A 19907-nucleotide genomic window follows, 5' to 3' on the forward strand; every position below is an offset into this window, starting at 1 on the left:
CTGCGACGCCGGCCTCGGCTACCTCGCGCCGGAGCGCGAGCTGGCGACGCTCTCGGGCGGAGAGGCGCAGCGGGTTCGCCTTGCCGCCGCGCTCGGCGGCGGGCTGGTCGGCGTGACGTACGTCCTCGACGAGCCGACGCAGGGGCTTCACCCGCGCGACACCGCCCGGCTGGCCGCCCTCCTGCAGGCGCTCTCCGACGCCGGGAACGCCGTGGTCGTCGTCGAGCACGACCCCGACCTCGTCAAAGCAGCCGATCACGTCGTCGAGCTCGGCCCCGGCTCCGGCCCGGACGGCGGGCTCGTCGTCGCCTCCGGCCGGCCGTCGGCCCTCGCGGCAGATTCCTCTACGTATACGAGCCGCCTGCTCGTACGTACGGCTTCGCCGGCCCGCGGCCCTCGGCGCCTCCTCTCACCGGGCGTCACGATCCGGGGCGCGACGCGTCACACGCTGAAGAACGTCGACGTGGAGATCCCGTCCGGCGGGCTCGTCGTCGTGGCCGGAGTGTCCGGCAGCGGCAAGTCGACGCTCGTCCTCGAGGTACTCGCCCCGTCGCTCCGCGCCGCGATGCGCGGCGGCGCTCCTGTCGGCTGTCGGGCGCTCGACCTGCACGTGCCGATCGAGGCAGTCCTTTCCTCGGACCAGGAGGAGCTCGCCGTCGGCGGCGGGAGCACCGTGGCGACGCTCTCAGGGATCGCCGAGCCCTTGCGGAAGCGGTTCGCCGCGACGCCCGAGGCGCGCGCGCGCAGGCTCACGGCAAAGGCGTTCTCCTCGAGCTCCCCCGGCGGTCGCTGCGAGACGTGCGCGGGACGGGGCCTCGTCACGGTGGCGATGGACCTCCTCCCGGACGTGACCGTCGGCTGCGAGGCCTGTGGCGGGCGGCGGTTCTCCGACGACGTCCTCGCGTGCCGCCTGGATGGACGGAGCCTGACCGACATCCTCGACGCACCGGTGGGTGACCTCGCCTCCTGGTTCGACGGCGACCGGGCCATCGCCGCTCGCTCCGGGCCCTCTGCGAGATCGGCCTCTCCTACCTGAGCCTCGGTCAGGAGGCCGCCGCTCTCTCCTCGGGCGAGCGGCAGCGGCTCCGGCTGGCACGACTCCTCGCCGAGCCTCACGCGGGCCGCACCGCTGTGCTCTCGACGAGCCGACGCGCGGCCTCGGATTCGAAGACGTCGCCCGGCTGCTGCGTGCTCGGCCGGCCCGCGACGGAAGGCCACCTCGTCGTCGTCGTGGAGCACCACCGCGATGGCCTCGCCGCGGCCGACTGGCTCGTCGAGCTCGGCCCGGAAGGGGGCGAGCGCGGCGGCCGGTCCTTTCGAGCCGGATCTCCGTAGCCGACGGCGGCGGCAGGATCCCCTGCCGCCCGCCGCCAGGAGCACAAGCCAACGGAGAAGGAAAAACCCTAGTCGATCGAGAATTTCTGGAGCTCGACCGAAGCAGGGTTCCGTCGATGACAAGCGCATCCCCTGCTGGGTGAGCGAACCGCTGTCGTTGGCGGCTACCCACGCCGTCCCGTTCCACTGCAAGGCATTGCCCGTCGTGGTCGTCCCCATGATCGTGATCGGCGGGACGAACGGACCAGAGGCGAGTGGTTCCGCCGAGCTGGTAGTCGACCCAGTAGGTTCCGGCGGCGAGATTCGTCACGACCGTCGCCGTCTCGCAGCCTGGATCGGCCGCTGGTTGTTGACCACGGAGGTCTCGCTGTCCCGGTAGATGTTGACGAGGGCGCAGGAAGCGAACCGGTTCGTCGTGAGATCGCCGAAAACGATGGTGCCACCGGCGTTCGGAGGACCGTTCCAGATCTGGACCCTCACATCGTTGAGCGTGCAGGCCGCCGCACCCGTCTGGTAGGCAAAGAACGTGATCGTCGAGACCCATCCGCCGCCGGCACGGTGAAGTCGTCGGTGAGCCGGAAGGCACCCGCTGTTGAGGCGGTGAGCCGAGACTGGTCATCCGGAGGCTGGTGTTCTGCACCTGGGACGCGTCGGCTCCGCCGAAGCCCCCGCCGACGTGCGTCACGAGCGGGCCGCTGTCCAGGAGGAGTGCCTTCGGCCCTTTCCAGATCGGACCGGCGGGGACCGGTGCCCGCATTTCGGCGGGCGGCTGCGGGCCGGATGTCGTCGGTCGCCTGGCCGGCCGCGGCGCCCGCGGCTACGACAGAGGCCAGAACGACGGCGAGCAGGGATCGAAACTCTTGTGCATGAACACTCCTCTCCCGATTTGCGCCGGACTCTACCGGCCGAGGCTGAGTCGCGCAAGGAGTCACGGTCCGAGTCATGGTCAGGGCATTGAAAACGGTGCGCGCCGGATCGCAGGTCTTTCAAGTCCAGATACGCCTGCCGATTCCGGGCCGCTCGACGCGCAACCGGCCTCGACGGTGAGGCCGGTCATCGTCCGAGGTCTCGGCTTCCGTCGGCGCCCGGCGGCGGGCCGAGGGGACTCCCCGCAGGTCCGCTTCTCGGGCAGACGGCTCGGCCTCCTCGCCGTCGCCTCCCTCCCCCAAGGCGGGAAGGCGACGGTCGGAGGCAGGATCGTGCGCGAGAATCCACCGTCCGGAGAGGACGGGGAGGATCGGGTGAAGAACACCGACGCACGCATCGACGCCTACATCGCGAAGTCTGCCCCTTTCGCCCGGCCCGTCCTGTCGCACCTTCGCGCCCTCGTCCACGAGGCGTGTCCCGGGGTGGAGGAGACGATGAAGTGGAGCATGCCTTCGTTCGTCCACGAAGGCAGGATCCTCTGCGGCATGGCGGCCTTCAAGGGCCACTGTACCTTCGGCTTCTGGCACAAGGACATGGTCGAGGTCCTGGCAAGGACGGCGAAGGGCGACTCCATGATGGGCAGCTTCGGCCGCATCACGGCGATCGCCGACCTCCCGAAGGAGAACCTTCTTCGCCCCTCCGCGAGGCCGTGAAGCCGGCGCCTCGGACGAACCCGCCCGCCCGAAGCCCGCGCAAGGCTGGCCGATCGCCATCCCGGCCGACCTCGCGAGCGCGCTGAAGCAGAACGGGCCGCCAACTCACGTTCCGGGCCTGCCCTCGCACCGGAAGTGAGTACGCCGAGTGGATCCCGAAGCAAGCGCGACAGACCCGCCGAAGCGCCCGCGACGACTCTCGGTGTCGCCAGGGAAGTCCCGCAACTGGAACGAGAGCTGCTGAGGCGCGCGGAGCCGTCTCGCCGGACCCCGGTCAGAACAGCGACTCGGTCGTGATCAGGTAGACGGGCCCACCGCCGCGATCCGGAAACGCCATCTCGAAGCGCACGATGCGCACGTTCGAAGTCCGGGTGAGCTCGACCAGGAGGCCCGCTCCGAGGTCGCTCCGCCATCCTTCCGTGGACGGCCCGACGCGCTCTCCCCACGTCTTGCCGCAATCGGCGAACACCTCGACCCCCGGGGCCGCCAGGGACAGCACCTCGCCGGTGAGGCGCCGCCGCCACTCGATGTTGGCCACCGCCCGCGAGGTACCGTCGAAGGTGTTCGGGTCGTACCCGCGAAGCCCGAGTGTCGGCTCCGAGGGTGAGCTGTCTCTCGCCGTCGAGGGCGTAGCCGGAAATCGGCAGCGACCCGGCCTCTCAGGCCCGCCCTGCCGGTGAGGGCGCCGCCCAGCTCGACGTGGCTGACCACGTTTGCCAGGCCGCGGTTCTCGACCCGTCCCGTGAAGGCTGCGCGCTGCCAGGTGAAGACCTGCCCCGAGAGCTGTCCCGGAGTCGAACGACACCCGATAGCGAGCGAGCGCTGTCGCCGCCGAATAGAGGCAGCGAGAGTCCCGTCATGACCTTCCAGTTGGGTCCGAGCGCCAGGTCCTCCTGCCTGAACCAGGCGCGGAAGCCGTGCACGACCTTCCAGCGAAAGGTCGTGCGTTCCCAGCCCACCTCCGGACCCACCAGGTCGCGGTCCTTCGGCTGCGGGTAGGGCAAGCCGTATAGGCTTTGCCAGTTTCGAAAGTGGGCGCTTTCACCGAAGGCTCCCACCAGGAGACGGTTGATCCGAACGTCGCCTCCCGGCAGCCGAAGCCCCCACACCTCCCAGGCCTGCGTGTCCGCGTCACCCTCGACCCGCTTCTCGCCGTCCGACCAGAGGTATTCCGTTGATTCCTGGCGCGCCCACTCGACGCCGCCGGCCCGCGGAGTCGAAAGGGAGAAGAACGGGTATTCGAACTGGAAGTGATCCGCGAACCCGTCGGTGGATTTCTGATGCTCCAGCTCGAGCTGCCAGCGGCTGCCCAGAAACGTGATGTCCCTGTAGCGGATCGTCGTGGAGGTCCGTTCGGGTTCGTCCGAAATATCGAAGAGGAGGCTCTTGCCGAGCCCCAGGAAGTTGTCGTCCTTGATTCCGGCCGTGCCGGACCGGCGATCCCCCTCCACACCGAAGCTGAGGTTCACGGCCAACGTCCACTGGTCGTGCGTCTCGACGATCACTTCTACCCCGCCGGGGCGGGCCGCGCCGAGATGCTCACCGGGTTCAGGAATCCTGTGCTTCGCAGGATGATCTCGGTCTCCTCCAGCCGCGCCGGATCGAGGACATCGCCCACCTTGAAGAGCAGCAGGCGGCGGATGAAGTCCTCGCGGGTGAGGATGTGCAGGGCGTTGACCCAGCGATAGGGCCACGCCGACGTGGACGGGTCGTCCAGGTCGAAGACGTCGTGCCGGTTGACCTGCACCGCCACGATGGGGTGCCGGGAGCCACGTCCTCCACCACGGCGCCTGGAGCGCCCAGCCTGACGGGAACGAAGGAGAGGCACAGGGCAACGCACCGCTGGACGGCGCTCCAGCCCATCGCGGGCCGGATGCCGATCTCCCGCGTCCGCTCCGTGACCGGCACCCGCATGGAGTTCATGATACCGCGCGGAGGGGTCTGGTCTACGTTCTACACTCTGCGATGTCCTGGGGTTCGGTCCGGACGTCGAGAGTCGCGGACACGCCCATGTGCCGCCGCTCACCAGTCCCAGGGCTGACGGGTTCAGGCCCTCAGCCTCTCGTTCCGTCTGGTTCCACCCTGCGCGGCTGAGGCGTAGTCTCCCTCTTCGGCCTAGGTGTCGCGGTCGGTCCCTCCTCGACCTTCTTCGGCTCTGCCTTACCTGGTTCGGTCGTTGCCGGTGCAGCCCTTCTCGGCTCCGCCTTCCTCACGTCGGGCTCGACGGGACTGGCAGGTACCGGCGCCGTCTCGACGCGCTGGCGCCGGGGCTCGGGAGCGATCCACGTTCCGACCTTCGGCGTCGGCACGGGAGTCGGCCGGTCGTAGTTCCGCTCCGGAGGCCTCGCCACGTCGTGGCGCTCGGGTCTCTGTTCCGGGACGGGGACTGTCGGCGCCACATCCCTCCTTGGTGCGGACGTCGGAGCCAGGGCCCACCCCCGCTGAGGCGTCGGAGCGGGGACGTCGCCACGCCGGGGCTCGTACGCCGGGCTCGTCGGCTCGACCTCACGCCGGGGCTCCGGCGCGCGGGCGGGCGGCACCTCGTCACGACCGACCGGGGGATGGCGGTCTCACGGGAGTCGCTCCGCGGACTGGGGCAGCGGTTGAGGCTGGCGCGTCGTCGCAGTCGTCGTCGCGTCGCTCCGGGGTTTCAGCGCGACTTCGTCCCTGCCAGCCGGCCGGACCGGCTGAACGCGCGTCTCTCCGCGGCGACCTTCCGAAGTGAGGCGGCGCGCCTCGTCGGCCTGGACCGGCGCTCCTCCCCTTTCCCGGATCACCTCGAGCTTGCGGTCGAAGGACGGGGGGGCCGGCGGCGGGATCGAGCGAGTGACGACCTCGCGCCGTCCGATCTGCTCCGGCGGCCTGACCGCGGCGCGCCCCTGGACGGCGACGGTGCTGACGCGGATCGACGCGCGGGTCGGCAGGACCGGGATCGGCCCGCGAAGAACGGGCGCCCGGGAAACCTCGTTCACGACCCTCGTGTCCCGCACGACGTCGCGATCGACCCGCCCGCCGCGAACGAAGACGTCGCGGGAGACGACGGTCACACGTCCCCGATAGGCGTAGTTGAAGTTGGTGACGTTCTCCCTCGAACCGGCGCGGTACCACCATGGGTCGAACGGCTCCCGGGGCCCGAGCGGGAACCAGCCGACGAACCCGCCCGCGGAGACGGAGATGGACCAGCCCGCGCCACCGCCCACGAACCCGACGACGGCCGGGGAGTAACCCGGATAGCGGGAGTGCGGCCCGACGGGGACCCAGCACCAGCGTCCCCGCGCGACGGCCCAGCGACCGTAGTGGTACGGCGCCCAGCCCCGGGGCTCGGAGGAGAGCCACGTCCAGCCCACGGGTCGCGCCAGATCCAGCGCCCATAGCGGTACGGCTCCCAGCCGGCGGCCATCCTCGCGGATACCAGACGTTTCCGTACTCGGCGCTGTTTTCCCACGAGCCGTACGCGTCGAGGTCGTCGATTCCGTAGATGTCGGGGTGCACGTACGAGGCCGAACGAACCGTGCGGTAACGTCGGGCACGGTTCTCCACCCAGCGGTCCCAGCTGTCGGTCCGGGTGATCCGGATGACGTCGTAGTCGGGGCGGTCGATACCCCGGATACGGATCCGCTCGCCCCGTTCCAGCGAAAGCTGACCACCGGCGGCAGCCACCCAGGCCCGTCCCTGAAAGACAGAGACGCGGCTGTCTCCCCGTTCGTCGACGTCGATCCGGTAGGTGCCGGGAGTCTCGAACGTCACGGAGACGTTCGGAGTCGCCACTTCGAAGATCTCGTCCCGCTCCATCCGGCGAATCCGGAAGGTGGCCGTACCGAGGGTGAGCGAGAGCTGCCTGACCTCCCGGGCCAGGTCGAGCGCGCCCAGCTCCGACTCGGGCCCGAGGTAGACCGTGCCGCCGCGAAGCTGAAGCTCCACGCGCGCGTCGCTGGCGGCCCAGATCCGGTCGCCGAGCGTCATCGGGTAGTTGATCGAGGCGGCCTGCCAGTCGTCGGGGTCGTCCCCCCGGTTGAACGAGACCTCCCCCTGGAACCAGGAGACGCGGGCCACGGACTGGCGGATGCCGTCGTCGCGCTCGTCGCCGTCGTAGTAGTTGCGGTCGTACTGGGCCGCGGCGGGCGGTGAAGTCAGAAGGATCGCCGCGAGGGCGAGCAGGGCTACGGGTCGAAGTTGGAGTCTCATGGTTCCTCCATTTCGGAAGTCTAGCGAATGCCGTGCCAGCTGGCGGGAGGACGGTGATCCCGGACACGAGCCGCCGCCCAGGCACGCAGGAGCGGCGCGCCAGGATCGCGGCAAGGACTCCGGTCGCGATACCGACGACCGCGTCCGTGGCGTAGTGGAACCGGCCGTACACCGTCGAGACGTAGAGGGACAGGATGACCGGCGAGAGGATCCAGAACGTCGTTCGGTGGTGCTTCCAGGCCATCAGCCACATGACCGTCGCCGCCGCGGCGTGGGGGCTCGGGATCGAGCCGCCCGCGAAGTGGGTCCGGGTCCGGATCAGCTCTCCCGCCCAGGTGAAGGCCCAGCCCTCGAGCGGCACGCGGAAGCGGTCGGGCATCCAGTACATCGGGCTCGCCACCGGAAAGAGGATGAACCCGACGTCGCAGAGGACGTTCGCGAGACCGAGCGTGAAGAAGTACTCCTCCACGGCGGCGGCGCCCCGCTTCCACTGGAGGATTCCGCAGAGGACCGGGTAGAGCGGCACGTAGATCACGTAGCAGAACATCAGCCACTCGGTGAGGGACGGCGTGACGAAGCGCTCCATCCAGAGCGTGGGCTGGACGCCGAACAGGCGATCCTCGAGCGCGAGGACCAGGTCGTCCCGGAACCTGCCGTGAAAGATCAGCTGCAGCCCGGCGACGGCCTCGAAGAGGTAGGCGTACGACAGCGAGACGGTGACCGTGCGGAGAACGAAGACGGGAAGCGGCCGCCGAAGCCGCGCCAGGAGCGCTGACGAGGCCAGGACCGCCGTGGCGACGGCGAGGTTCGTGGCGACGAGATGGGGCCAGCGTTCAACCGTCGCCCTCCCGCCGACGGCGAGAAGGCTGAAGAGCACGAGCGCCGCCAGGATGACGACGTCGGCCGGCCGAAGCTCGAACGGCCCGAAGGCCGGCCGCCCGGAGCCCTTTGCCTCGACCTGCACGCGATCGACCGCCACCGTCAGCGGGAGACGATGAAGAGGTCGAGGGACAGGCCCAGCAACCAGTGGGTCAGCAGAGGAACGAGAAGAGAGCGCGACCGGAACGCGACGATGCCCCAGACGAGGCCGCCCAGGACCGCCCCCACCGTCTCCCCGAACGGCTTGCCGACGTGGAGGAGCGAAGACGCGAGGGCCTGGACGAGGATGGCGTTCCAGTCACCCATCCGGTCGCGCAATCCGAACTGCACGAATCCCCGGAAGCCAAACTCCCAGCCGACGTAGAAGACGAGGTAGGCGATGGCATGGAACGCGAACGCGAGCGGGCCGTTGCCCGCGGCGCGGTTCAGCGGGTACTCGGCCAGGAACTCCGAGTCTTTCGATGCGAAGAAGCGGAGCGCGAACATCACGGGCGTCACGACCGTGAAGGCCTTCCAGCCCCACGACAGGTCGCCCGCCTGCACACCCCACGCCGCGAGCGGCTCCCGGAAGACGAGCGTGACGATCAGGGCCGGGATCAGCCCGAAGAAGACGAAGGCCGAGCCGAAGTGGTAGAGCCCGGCGGTCAGCTCCCGGTTTCCACCGAGCGCGAACGAGGAGGCCAGGTGGCGGAAGTAGAACGGCTTGCTCCCGAAGTACCTGAAGAGAATTCCGAGAAGGGTCACGGCCAGCAGGACGATCGTCGTCTTCCGGTCGATGGGGCTCCACAGGTCGCCGACGGACGGCGTCGTCTCCGTCGCGACCATTGTCCCTGTCGTCGCTTTCGACTCTTTCGTCCCAGTCGTCTCACGCGACGTCATCCGCGGTCCCTCTGTCCGCGCAGCCAGTCGAGGGTCCGGCGGAGCCCCTCCCTGAGGGGCGTGATCCGGTACCCGAGCTCGCGCTCGGCCTTCGCGCTCGTGAAGGCCCAGTCGGCGAGAAACGTCTCGACCCATCCCGGGGTGACCTTCGGGTAGACCCCGAGCCATTCCGCCTTGCGTTCTTCGAGACCCGCATATAGAAGCGCCAGCGAGGGGGGCAGGCTTACCCGGAAGTGCTTTCGATTCGTCACCTCGTCCACGAGCGAAAAGAGGCCCTTCAGCGGAACGTTCTCGCCGCCGAGGAGGTACCGCTCCCCGACTCTCCCCTTCTCCATCGCCAGGAGGTGCCCCTTCACGACGTCGTCGATGAACGCGTAGTTCCCGACGTCTCCGCCGCCGTCGAGCAACGCGGGGAAACGACCGCGGTCGTACTGGTCGATCATCAGCGAGACCGAGTTGCCCTCCGTCAGCGGCCCCGGCCCGTAGAGGCGCGTAGGGTGGACGATCACGACCGGAAGGCCCCGCGACGCTCTCTCCGGGGCCTCCTTCTCGGCCAGAGCCTTGCTCTCCTCGTACTCCGTGAAGAACCGGGGCGTCGCCCTCGGCATCGCCTCGTCGCCCACGACTCCCGGAGGCGTCGGACCGAAGACGACGACCGTGGAGGTGTAGACGAGGCGCCGGACGCCGGCCTGAGGCGCCGTCTCGAAGACGTTGCGGGCGCCTTCGACGTTGACCCGGAAGAACGTCGAAGGGTCCTTCGACCAGTTCTTCGCGTAGGCGGCCAAGTGGAACACCTCGGCGCACCCCGCCATGCCTCGCCGGAGGAATCGCGGTCCAGAACATCGCCCGTTATCCATTCCACGTCACCGGCGCCGCTCGCGGCCGCTCGCTCGTCGTTCGCGCCAGCGCCCGCCCGCCGCCCACCAGAAAGGAGCGCTTCCACGAGCCGGCCGCCGACGAACCCCGTGCCGCCCGTGACGAAGACCGGCCCTGCGCTCACGTCCTGAGACGCGTCCCTGTCGCGGTCCTGGTTCGGAGGTGGACGGCAGAGTCGCTCACGAATGCCCTAGCGTACCCGATGGGGCGGGCGCCCGACCGACCTCCGCCCCTCAGATCGGCTTGATGTCCTCCGGCGCCTCACCCTTTGCCGACGTGGGCGTCACCGCCTCGAGCCCGTGGCTCGTCGGCCCTCTCTACGAAGCCGAGCATGGCCAGCGCCCCCAGCGCGTACATGACCGGGTTCCAGCCCGCCGGGTTCGCGGCGCTCGCGCCAGAGCCGTCCTTCAGAAGGCCGAGGCCCCAGCTCATTCCCGCCCAGCCGACCTGCTGGCAGAACGTCATGAGCGCGTAGGCCGAGCCGAGGCGGGCCTCGGGGACGAGGTAGGTGACGGCGGGCCAGAGGACGGCGGGGACGAGCGCGAACGCGAGGCCGAGCATCCCCATCAGGATCGTCGGGGAGATGGAGGTGCCGACGAGGAGGAAGAACGGCGGGACGAGGAGCGCCGAGCCGGCCGCCATCAGGAGCGCGCGCTTGCCGATCTTGTCGGCCAGGAGGCCGAAGAGCGGCATGCCGATCATCGAGAGGAGCGGGAGGATCGACTTCAGGTTCCCCGCGGCCTCGGGCGACAGCCCCTTGGCCTCGATGAAGTACAAGTTCGCGAACGTCCGGAACGGGAAGATCGTCGCGTAGAAGGCGACGCAGAGCCCGACGACCCACCAGTAGCCGATGTCGAAACGGACGAGGTCGGACCAGACGAGCTTGTCTGTCGCACCGGGCCGCGACACGGCGTAGGCCTTCGTGGCCGCGCCGCTCGAGCGCCGGCGTAGACGATGGCGAAGACGAGCCAGAGAAGCCTGAGGCACGCGGCGAGGAGGAGCGGCGGCTGCCAGCTGCCGAAGAGCGACTTCGCGAAGTCGGGCGACTTGTCGGCGGCCCACGAACCGAGCCGCGCGATGAGGAGCTGGATCGCGAGGGCGAAGGAGATCTCCTTGCCCTTGAACCACCTGCCCACGACGGTCGTCGCCGCGACGATGAAGAGCTCCGAGCCGATACCGAGGAGGAAGCGCCCGACCATCATCCCGGCCCACTCGGAACCGGGAAGGAGCGCCGGCAGGACGGCGATCGCGAGGCTCCCCACGGCGCCGATCGTCCCGAAGAGGACTGCCGAGGCGGCCACGCCGATCCGGTCGATCAGGACGCCCCCCGCGATGAGCGTCAGGAGCGCCGCGACGTTGTAGGCCGTGTCGAGGAGCCCCACCTGCGCGCCCGTGAAGCCGAACGCCTTCTCGAGGAGCGGCGTCACCGGGTAGAGGGCGTCGAAGACGTAGTAGTTGCCGAACATCGCCAGGCTGCACGAGAGCAGCACGAGCCAGCGGTAGAAGGCGGGCGGCAGGGGACGCGGGTCGGCGGCCGGGGCGGCGAGTTCGGACATGGCGCCGGACGATACTCCCTCCGCCTCGGCGCAGCGGCGGCCGGCTTCGGACCCCTCCTTGCTACCATCCATGCCGTGACTCCTTCACCCACCAGTTCCGATTTCGACGTCGTCGTCCTGGGCGGCGGCCCGGGCGGCGAAGCGCGCCGCCATCCAGGCCGCCAAGGCGCACAAGCGCGTCGCGCTCGTCGAGCAGGCCGCCGTCGTCGGCGGAGCCCGCGTGAACTGGGGAACGATCCCTCGAAGACGCTCCGCGAGAGCGCCCTCTTCTTCCTCGGCATGACGCGCCACCGGCTCCACGGCTTCCAGACCGAGGTGACGGACGACGTCACGGTGGCCGACTTCATGTACCGCGAGCGGCTCGTCGTCCAGCGCGAGCTGGACATGATCAACGCATCGCTCGGGCGCTACCGGATCCAGGTCTTCCGGCGCCACGGCCGCTTCCTCGACCCGAAGACCGTCGCCGTCGAGGGAAGGACGGTCGGCGCAAGGGGACGCTCCGAGGCGAGGTCGTCGTGATCGCCACCGGGTCGAGCCCGAACCGCCCCGCCGACGTCCCGTTCGACGCCGAGAGCGTCTTCGACAGCAACACGATCCTGAAGCTCCCGCGGATGCCGAAGACGATGACCGTCCTCGGGGCCGGGGTCATCGGCATCGAGTACGCCTCCATCTTCGCGGCGCTCGGCGTCTACGTGACGCTCGTCGACACGCGGGACCGGCTCCTCCCCTACCTCGACCGGGAGATCGTCTCGATCCTCGAGCGCGAGCTGGGCGAGCTGCACGTCGAGATCCTCCACGACGACCGCTACGTCCGCGTCGAGCCGGTCCCGGGCGCGTCTCCCCGGGTGACGATCGAGACGAGGCAGGGGCGCCGGATCACCTCCGACGTCCTCCTCTACTGCGTCGGACGCGACGGCAACACGAAGGACCTCGGCCTCGAGACGATCGGCCTCGCCCCCGACAAGTACGGCCTCCTGACGGTCAACGAGGAGCTCCAGACCACCCACCCGCACATCTACGCCGTCGGCGACGTCATCGGCTACCCGGCCCTCGCCTCGACCTCGATGGAGCAGGGGCGGCGCGCGATGCGCCATGCGTTCGGCCTGGCCCGCGCTTCGGCCAGCACCGAGAACATCCCCTTTGCCATCTACTCGATCCCCGAGGTGAGCTACGTCGGCGAGACCGAGGAGAAGCTGAAGGAAAAGGGATCGACTACGTCGTCGGCCGGGGCCACTACGGATGAACCCCCGCGGCCAGATCATCGGCGACACCCAGGGGCTCCTGAAGCTCGTCTTCGACGCGGCGACCGCCCGCCTCATCGGCGTCCACATCGTCGGCCACTCGGCGAGCGAGCTCGTCCACATCGGGCAGGCCTACCTGAAGATGCAGGCGACGGCCCACGAGATCGCCGAGTCGCTCTACAACTACCCGACGCTCTCGGACATGTACCGCCACGCCGCCCTCACGGCCGTCTCCGAGCTGGCGAAGGGCACGCGAGCGACGCCGGCTGATCTCGACTATCCTGCCGGGCGGCTCTCGGGGGAGGGCACCTCCCCGCTTCTCTTTCGTTAGGAGGACGGCATGGCGGCCATCGAGCAGTTTCTGGCCAGGGGCAGCGACTTCATCTGGGGTTGGCCCCTCATCATCCTGCTCTTCGGGACCCACCTCTTCCTGACGATCCGCCTCGGCTTCCCCCAGCGGCACCTCTGGACCGCCATCAGGATCTCCTTCAGCCGGGAGAAGGAGGGCGCCGGTGACGTCAGCCAGTTCGGGGCGCTGACGACCGCTCTGGCCGCGACGATCGGGACCGGGAACATCGTCGGCGTCGCGACGGCCGTCGCCGCCGGCGGCCCCGGCGCCGTCCTCTGGATGTGGCTGACCGGCGTGTTCGGCATCGCGACGGAGTACTCCGAGGCGCTCCTCTCCGTCCGCTTCCGGGTCAAAGACGCGAATGGCGCGATGTGCGGCGGCCCGATGTACGTCCTCGAGCGGGGGATGAACGCGAAGTGGCTCGGCGTGATCTTCGCCGCACTCACCTCCGTCGCCGCCTTCGGCATCGGCTGCACGGTTCAGGCGAACTCCATCGCCTCCCTCGCGCAGGAGACGTTCGGCATCTCGCCGTGGGTCAGCGGCGCTCTCATGGCGATCCTGACGGCGATCGTCATCCTCGGCGGCATCCAGTCGATCGCCCGCGTCTGCGAGCTCCTCATCCCGTTCATGGCGGGTTTCTACGTCCTCGGCTGCGCATATCTCCTCGTGCTGCACTGGGAGACGCTCCCCGCGGCGTTCCGCCTCATCTTCTCGAGCGCGTTCAGCGGGCAGGCCGCCATCGGCGGGTTTCTCGGAGCCGGCATGAAGGAGGCGATCCGCTTCGGTGTCGCGCGCGGCCTCTTCTCGAACGAGTCGGGGCTCGGCAGCGCGCCGATCGTCGCGGCCGCGGCGATGACGAAAAACCCCGTGCGCCAGGCTCTCGTCTCCTCGACCGGCACTTTCTGGGACACCGTCGTCGTCTGCGCGATGACCGGCCTCGTCGTCGTCAACTCGGGCGACTGGCACGCCGGGCTCAAGGGGGCGGCGCTGACGAAGACGGCCTTCAGCCACATCCCGCACGTCGGCCCGATCGTCCTGACCATCGGCCTCCTGACGTTCGTCTTCTCGACGATCCTCGGCTGGTCGTACTACGGCGAGAAGGCCGCCGAGTACCTCTTCGGTCCGCGGATCGTCCGACCCTACCGCGTCCTCTGGGTCGCCGCCCCCGGCCGTCTGGTCGTTCGCCGACATCGCCAACGGACTGATGGCAATCCCGAACCTCGTTTCGCTCCTCGTCCTGAACGGCCTGATCGCCTCGGAGACGAGGAAGTACCTGACTCCCGGGAACCTCAACAACACCGCGCCCGAGGAGTGAGCCGAGTGGCCCGGACGGGGTCGCCGACCGCCGCCGTCAGTGAACGGGAGCTTCTCGTGCCGGAAGGGCCTCCCCTGCGGCCCGTAGGACGCCGACACCTGGCCGTGCCCCCTGAGGAGCCACCTGTACGTGACGAGCCCCTCGAGGCCGACCGGACCCCGCGCGTGGAGCTTGCCGGTCGCGATCCCGACCTCGGCGCCGAGGCCGTAGCGGGTGCCGTCGGCAAAGCGGGTCGACGCGTTGTGGTAGACGCCCGCGGCGTCCACCTCGGCGAGGAACCGCTCCGCCGCGAGACGGTCGCCGGTGACGATGGCCTCGGTGTGCGACGAGCCGTAGCGGTTCACCCAGGCGATCGCCTCGTCGAGGCTCTCGACGACCTTCACCGAGACGACCGGCGCGCCGTACTCCGTCCGCCAGTCCTCCTCCGTCGCCGGGGTGACCGGTAGCCCGTGCGCCGCGGCGCAGGTCTCCTCGCAGCCGCGCACCTCGACCCCCTTCTCGAGGAGAGTTCCGAGGAGCGGCAGCATCACGTCGGCCACGGTCGCGCGGTGGACGAGGACGGTCTCCACGGCGTTGCAGGCCGCCGGGTAGGTCAGCTTGGCGTCGAGGACGATGGCGAGCGCCATCTCCAGGTCCGCCGCCGCGTCGACGTAGACGTGGCACACCCCGTCGGCGTGGCCGAGGACGGGGATCCGCGTCCGCGCCTGGATCGACCGGACCAGCGCGTTCGAGCCGCGCGGGATGACGAGGTCGACGAGGTCGTCCAGAGCGAGGAGGGCGTCGACCGACTCGCGGTCGGGAATGGACTGGACGGCGTCCTCGGGTATCCCGGCCCTGGTGAGGCCCGCCCGGATCGCGTCGACGAGCGCCGCCGTGCTCCGCGCCGCCTCGCGGCCTCCCTTAAGGATCACGGCGTTCCCCGACTTGATGGCCAGCGCCGAGATCTGCGTCACGGCATCGGGACGCGCCTCGAAAACGACTGCCAGGACCCCGAGCGGGCAGGAGACCTTCTCCAGGACGAGGCCGTCGTCGAGGAGCGTCCGCGAGAGGACGCGGCCTGCCGGGTCCTCGAGCCGCGCCACCGCACGGACGCCGTCGGCCATCCCGGCGAGCTTCGCTGCGTCGAGCCGGAGCCGCGACAGGAGCGCTTCCGTCATCTCGCCGCAGGCTGCTAGCGCTTCGGCCTCGGCGACGTCGGCTGCATTCGCCTCCAGGATCGCGACGGCGTCGGCTTCGAGGCGTGCGGCGATCTCGTCGAGCGCGGCGTTCTTCGAACGCGGCGCGAGCGTGGCGAGCCTGCGGGAAGCGGCCTTCGCGCTCTCCGCGGCTTTGCGGACGTCCGTGCTCATTGCGCCTCCTCCTCCCCTGCCGCCTCTCTCACGACGACGTTGTTGCGCGTCACGAGGGCGTCGTAGCCCCTGGGGACTCCCTCCCGCGCCTCGCCCGAGCGCCGGCCGACGAGCCTGGAAGCGTCGTCGCGGCCGTAGTTCACCTGTCCGCGAGCGAACTCCGCCCCGTCGCTCCCGAGGATCCTCACGACGTCCCCTTCTCGAATTCCCCTTCCAGCGCTGTGACGCCGGCGGGGAGGAGCGACGCCTTGCCGGTGACCAGCGCCGCGCGGGCGCCGTCGTTGACGTGGATCGCTCCGGCCGGGAGGGCCGCCCAGGCGATCCAGCGCCTCTTGCCGGTCAGGGTGCTCTTCGGAAGGAAGAGCGTCCCGGCATCCCCTCCGGCGAGGATCTCCTCGAGCACGCCGGGCCTGCGGCCGCTCGCGACGACCGCGAGGGCGCCGGAGGCGGTGGCGATGGCAGCCGCTTCGAGCTTGGTGGCCATCCCGCCCCGTCCCCGGGCGCCGGCCCCTTCGGCGAGCGCGCGGACCCGGGGGCTCACCTCCGCGACGACGGGGATGCGCCGCGCCAGGCGATTCCGGGCGGGGTTGGCGGTGTGGAGGCCGTCGACGTCGGAGAGGATGACGAGGAGGTCCGCCCCGACCTTGCTCGCCACGAGGGCCGAGAGCTTGTCGTTGTCGCCGAAGACGTGCCCGGCCGGCGCCTCCAGCTCCGCCGTCCCCACGGTGTCGTTCTCGTTCAGGACCGGGACGACGCCCAGGGAGATGAGCTCCTCGAGAGTCGCCCTCAGGGCGAGATAGCGGCCGCGGCTCGAGAAGTCGTCCTCGGTCAGGAGGACCTGCGCCGCGGTGACGCCGACCTTCTCGAACGCGTCGGACCAGATCGACATGAGCCGCCCCTGCCCGATCGCCGCGCAGGCCTGCTTGAGAGCGAGCGTCTTCGGCTTTCCCGAAAGCCCCAGCCGCTGGGCCCCGAGGCCGACCGCGCCGGAGGAGACGACGACCATCTCCCGGCCCTTCCGGCGCTCTCCGGCAACAGCCTCGATCAGGCCGTAGAGGCGCCCGAGGGCGAGGGCGCCGTCGTCGCCCATCACGACGTTCGTCCCCACCTTCACGACGACCCTTCGGGCGGCCGAGACGCGGGCGCGGGCCGCGGCGAGCCGGGCCGCGGGAAACTCGATCTCAGGATTCATGGTCGAATCCTAGCTCCCCTTCACCCGACCGGACGGAGCAGACGCGGGAAGGCTCCTGCCCTTCCTTCCGGCCTAGAATGCCTCCGGGCGCCGCGGCGCCCGAACTCACCAGGAGGAAGAGATGAAGATCCTGATCGCCGACGCCTTCGATGACTCCCTCCCCGGCCGCCTTTCGCCGTTCGGAGAGGTCACGCAGGAGGCGGCGAAGATCGCCGAAGCGGAGGTCCTTCTCGTCCGGTCGAAGACGAAGGTCACGAAGGAGTACCTCGATGCCGCTCCGAACCTGCAGCTCATCATCCGGGGCGGCGTGGGCCTCGACAACATCGACGTCGAGGCCGCCCGCTCGAAGGGCATCGAGGTCCGGAACACCCCGCGCGCCTCGTCCATCGCCGTCGCCGAGCTGACGATGGCCCTGATGATGACCGTCCCCAACCGGATCATCGAGGGGCACAACGGCATCAAGGAAGGGAAGTTCCTGAAGAAGGAGCTGAAGCGGACCGAGCTCTACGGCAAGACGCTCGGCCTCCTCGGCGCGGGCCTCATCGGCACCGAGGTCGCCCGCCGCGCCCTGGCGTTCGGGATGCGCGTCGTCGCGCACGACCACTACATCTCCAACCACGCCCTCGCCGAGATGGTGGAGGACGACCACGAGCTCTTCGCGCTCTCCGACTACATCTCGATCCACCTGCCGCTCACCCCGGAGACGAAGGGGATGATCGACAAGAACGCGATCGCGAAGATGAAGGACGGCGTCATCCTCGTGAACACCGCCCGCGGCAAGGTCGTCGTCGAGGAGGACCTCGCCGAGGCGCTGAAGAGCGGGAAGGTCCGCGCCTACGCGACCGACGTCTTCTACAGCGACCCGCCCGACCCGTCGTGCCCGCTCCTCACGGCCCCGAACGTCGTCATGACCCCGCACATCGGCGGCTCCTCGAAGGAGAACCTCCTGCGGATCGGGGACAACGTCATCGACATCCTGAAGAAGTGGAAGCGCTGACGGCGCGATTCGTTTCACGATTCCTGGTCGGGACGGCGGCCCTCCTCGGGGCCGCCGTCGCCGTTTCGGCTCCGCCCCGCCTCCTCGTCGAGGCGCCTCCCGCTCTCGCCGCGTACGCGCGGGAGGTGGAGCGGCTCGACCCGAAGGCGTTCGTCCCCGCGATGGAGCTGACGGGCTTCTGGGACCCGGGCGACGTTCGGGTCCTCGTCGCGCCGGAAGGAAGCCCCCTCGCCCGGCGCGCCCCCTCCTGGGCCGTGGCCTACGCGGACCCGTCCGCGGGGATGGTCGTCCTGATCCCGACGCGGACCCCGGTCTGGCCGGACGACGGGCTACCCGACGTCGTGCGGCACGAAGTGGCCCACGTCCTGACGTTCCGGGCCGCGGGAGGGCGGATGGTGCCCCGCTGGTTCGACGAGGGGCTCGCGATGGCCGCGGGGCGCGAGCGCGTGATCGAGGACGACGTGCGCGAGGCGCTCGCCATCCTCACCGGGCCGCGCCTCAGGTTCGCGCAGGTCGACGGGCTCTTCCACGGAGGGCGGAGTGACGCGAACAGGGCCTACGCGCTCTCCTCGGCGTTCTTCGGGGACCTCCTCGCCCGGCACGGGTCGGCCTTCCCGCAGCGGGTCCTTCGCCGGATGGCCGGGGGAGAGCCCTTCGAGGAGGCGTTCCGGAGCGCCACGGGCGTCGCGTTCCGCGACGAGACGGCGGTCTTCTGGACGTCGCGCCGGAGCCTCGAGCGCTGGCTTCCGATCCTGACGTCGACGGCCGCCGTGTGGCTCGGGATCGTCTTCCTCGCGGCCTGGGCGGTGCGGGTCGCCCGGGGACGACGCGCCGCGCGCCTCGCGGCCTGGGAGGCCGAGGAGCTCTCCGCGCTACGGGACGAACCGATCGAGCCCGGACCTCTTCGGGACGGCGACGACGGGGGGGGGGGGGGCGAGGACCCGCCTCTCGTCCACTGACGGGTCGCGGGAGGGCTTCATCGCCCGTCGAAGACCAGCCAGGCCCAGTTCGCGACGACCGCGAGAACCAGCGCGGCCCGAAGGGCGAGGCCGTCCGTGGCGCGGGCACGCCGCGCCCGGAGAGAGCCAGCGCGAGCGCCACGGCACCGCCGGCCACGAACAGCAGCGCCGCCAGGGAGAAGAGCGGGTTCCAGACGAACGCGGCGGGCAGGTCGAGCCGGGCGAGGGCGAGGGTCGCCCGTCCGCTTCCGCACCCCGGGCAGGGGACGCCCGTGAGGGCCTTTGCCAGGCAAGGCGGGAGCGCCGACGCCGCGCGCGAGACCAGGCCCGGCGCCGCGAGGGCGAGGGCGGCCGCGCACGCCGCGGCCGCCCCCCAGAGGAACCCGAGCTGGACGGCGGCCGGCCGCCGCGGGTCGCCGGCCGCCGCCTCGCCGGGCTCGGTCACGCCGTCATCGCCCCGCGAACGCCGCCGCGAGACCACCGATGACGACCGCCACGACGACGACGATACAGACGCAGCAGACGGCGAACGGGATCAGGACCCCCGCGATCGCCTTCCCCTGCGTCGTCCGGTGCATCCGGACGGCCCCCATCACCATCAGGATCAGGTTCCAGACGACGGCGACGAGGCCGCCGACGAACGGGATGACGTTCGCCAGGTTCGAGACCGAGGCGTAGGAGACGGCGCGGAACGTTCCCTCGAAGCCGGAGGTCGAGTCCTTCGTCGCGCCGACGATCAGGAAGCTGACGTGGTAGATCGCCGCGCCGACGAAGAGCCCGATGAGGACGAGGATCGGCGCGAGCCCGACCTGGATCAGGAGCGCGCCGGCGTTCGTCGCCATCGCTCCGCCGAGCTTCTCCTTCATCTCCGGAGGGAGGAACGCCGTCCACGCCTGCCCGAAGAGGCCGCTCCAGACGCTGGAGACGGCGATGCCGATCCACGAGACGAGGATCGCGAAGATGAGCGGCTCCGCGTAGTCGCCCTTCTCCTTCGTCCGCTGCCACGCGTCCGCGGGGTTCGTGATGAAGAGCTTGATCGTCTCGAGGAACGCGTTGACGAAGCCCAGCTCGGCGCGCCGCTCCCACGGGAGCCCCTCCTGCGGGACGGCGCCGTACGGCGGCGGGGGCGGAGGCGGCAGGGGCGGCGTCGGCGGTGGAGGAATGCCCGGGATGTCGCTCGACATGTCGTGCTCCTTCGAAGGACGTCAAGGGGTC

The 19907-nt window shown here is 70.2% G+C and carries 18 protein-coding genes and 3 pseudogenes; 7 read left to right on the forward strand and 14 right to left on the reverse strand.

All coding sequences use genetic code 11. The annotated features are described in order from the left end of the window. A partial coding sequence (locus IPN03_18840) for a hypothetical protein (GenBank protein MBK9375714.1) occupies positions 1-1036 on the forward strand: 1036 nt, incomplete at its 5' end. 152 nt (positions 1037-1188) lie between these two features. Next, positions 1189-1335, forward strand: coding sequence for a hypothetical protein (locus tag IPN03_18845; protein ID MBK9375715.1), 147 nt, complete (start codon positions 1189-1191; stop codon positions 1333-1335). 306 nt (positions 1336-1641) lie between these two features. Here IPN03_18845 and IPN03_18850 read toward each other — a convergent pair whose 3' ends face one another. After that, positions 1642-1815 (reverse strand): hypothetical protein, encoded by a 174-nt coding sequence (locus IPN03_18850; protein MBK9375716.1) that lies wholly within the window; start codon positions 1813-1815, stop codon positions 1642-1644. Positions 1816-2201: 386 nt separating this feature from the next. Here IPN03_18850 and IPN03_18855 point away from each other — a divergent pair, with 386 nt between their 5' ends. Next, a complete protein-coding gene (locus IPN03_18855) occupies positions 2202-2915 on the forward strand; it encodes a DUF1801 domain-containing protein (protein MBK9375717.1) in 714 nt (237 codons plus the stop codon). 274 nt (positions 2916-3189) lie between these two features. Here IPN03_18855 and IPN03_18860 read toward each other — a convergent pair whose 3' ends face one another. The 8 genes and pseudogenes from IPN03_18860 to IPN03_18895 all read right to left on the reverse strand — a co-directional run bounded on the left by IPN03_18860 (position 3190) and on the right by IPN03_18895 (position 11362). Further along, complete coding sequence (locus IPN03_18860; GenBank protein ID MBK9375718.1) at positions 3190-3453, reverse strand: hypothetical protein; 264 nt, start codon at positions 3451-3453, stop codon at positions 3190-3192. A gap of 121 nt (positions 3454-3574) precedes the next feature. After that, entirely contained in the window at positions 3575-4420 is an 846-nt protein-coding gene (locus IPN03_18865; protein MBK9375719.1) for a hypothetical protein, read from the reverse strand. Between the two features lie 2 nt (positions 4421-4422). Further along, positions 4423-4668 (reverse strand): hypothetical protein, encoded by a 246-nt coding sequence (locus tag IPN03_18870; protein MBK9375720.1) that lies wholly within the window; start codon positions 4666-4668, stop codon positions 4423-4425. A 301-nt stretch (positions 4669-4969) separates the two neighbouring features. Then, positions 4970-5314: a hypothetical protein gene (locus tag IPN03_18875; protein ID MBK9375721.1), complete on the reverse strand. Its 345-nt coding sequence runs from the start codon at positions 5312-5314 to the stop codon at positions 4970-4972. Positions 5315-5958: 644 nt separating this feature from the next. Next, entirely contained in the window at positions 5959-7686 is a 1728-nt protein-coding gene (locus tag IPN03_18880; protein ID MBK9375722.1) for an inositol phosphorylceramide synthase, read from the reverse strand. A 395-nt stretch (positions 7687-8081) separates the two neighbouring features. Then, positions 8082-8858, reverse strand: coding sequence for a CPBP family intramembrane metalloprotease (locus IPN03_18885; GenBank protein MBK9375723.1), 777 nt, complete (start codon positions 8856-8858; stop codon positions 8082-8084). Next, positions 8855-9643, reverse strand: coding sequence for an NAD-dependent epimerase/dehydratase family protein (locus IPN03_18890; protein ID MBK9375724.1), 789 nt, complete (start codon positions 9641-9643; stop codon positions 8855-8857). Before IPN03_18890 ends, IPN03_18885 begins: the two co-directional genes overlap by 4 nt. A 352-nt stretch (positions 9644-9995) precedes the next feature. Beyond that, positions 9996-11362, reverse strand: a pseudogene (locus IPN03_18895) (MFS transporter). A 207-nt stretch (positions 11363-11569) separates the two neighbouring features. On the opposite strand from IPN03_18895, the gene IPN03_18900 reads away from it, so the two are divergent. The 3 genes and pseudogenes from IPN03_18900 to IPN03_18910 all read left to right on the forward strand — a co-directional run bounded on the left by IPN03_18900 (position 11570) and on the right by IPN03_18910 (position 14195). Next, positions 11570-11809, forward strand: coding sequence for a hypothetical protein (locus IPN03_18900; GenBank protein ID MBK9375725.1), 240 nt, complete (start codon positions 11570-11572; stop codon positions 11807-11809). After that, positions 11806-12801 (forward strand): FAD-dependent oxidoreductase, encoded by a 996-nt coding sequence (locus IPN03_18905; protein ID MBK9375726.1) that lies wholly within the window; start codon positions 11806-11808, stop codon positions 12799-12801. The genes IPN03_18900 and IPN03_18905 overlap by 4 nt, the downstream gene beginning before the upstream one ends. A gap of 70 nt (positions 12802-12871) precedes the next feature. Next, a pseudogene (locus tag IPN03_18910) lies at positions 12872-14195 on the forward strand (sodium:alanine symporter family protein). A gap of 47 nt (positions 14196-14242) precedes the next feature. On the opposite strand, the pseudogene IPN03_18915 reads toward IPN03_18910, so the two are convergent. The 3 genes and pseudogenes from IPN03_18915 to proB form a co-directional block, all read right to left on the reverse strand. Then, positions 14243-15544, reverse strand: a pseudogene (locus IPN03_18915) (glutamate-5-semialdehyde dehydrogenase). After that, positions 15541-15732, reverse strand: coding sequence for a hypothetical protein (locus tag IPN03_18920; GenBank protein MBK9375727.1), 192 nt, complete (start codon positions 15730-15732; stop codon positions 15541-15543). The pseudogene IPN03_18915 and the gene IPN03_18920 overlap by 4 nt, the downstream one beginning before the upstream one ends. After that, positions 15729-16736 (reverse strand): glutamate 5-kinase, encoded by a 1008-nt coding sequence (proB, locus tag IPN03_18925; protein MBK9375728.1) that lies wholly within the window; start codon positions 16734-16736, stop codon positions 15729-15731. Before proB ends, IPN03_18920 begins: the two co-directional genes overlap by 4 nt. A 121-nt stretch (positions 16737-16857) precedes the next feature. On the opposite strand from proB, the gene IPN03_18930 reads away from it, so the two are divergent. Continuing rightward, positions 16858-17733, forward strand: coding sequence for a hydroxyacid dehydrogenase (locus IPN03_18930; protein MBK9375729.1), 876 nt, complete (start codon positions 16858-16860; stop codon positions 17731-17733). 498 nt (positions 17734-18231) lie between these two features. Here IPN03_18930 and IPN03_18935 read toward each other — a convergent pair whose 3' ends face one another. Together IPN03_18935 and IPN03_18940 are read right to left on the reverse strand one after the other, a co-directional pair. Further along, on the reverse strand, positions 18232-19173 hold the full coding sequence (locus IPN03_18935; GenBank protein MBK9375730.1) for a DUF2752 domain-containing protein: 942 nt from the start codon (positions 19171-19173) through the stop codon (positions 18232-18234). Beyond that, positions 19142-19876 (reverse strand): YIP1 family protein, encoded by a 735-nt coding sequence (locus tag IPN03_18940; GenBank protein ID MBK9375731.1) that lies wholly within the window; start codon positions 19874-19876, stop codon positions 19142-19144. The genes IPN03_18935 and IPN03_18940 overlap by 32 nt, the downstream gene beginning before the upstream one ends. Positions 19877-19907: the final 31 nt, after the last annotated feature.

This window comes from Holophagales bacterium (assembly GCA_016719485.1).
In the GTDB taxonomy this organism is placed as follows: domain Bacteria; phylum Acidobacteriota; class Thermoanaerobaculia; order UBA5066; family UBA5066; genus UBA5066.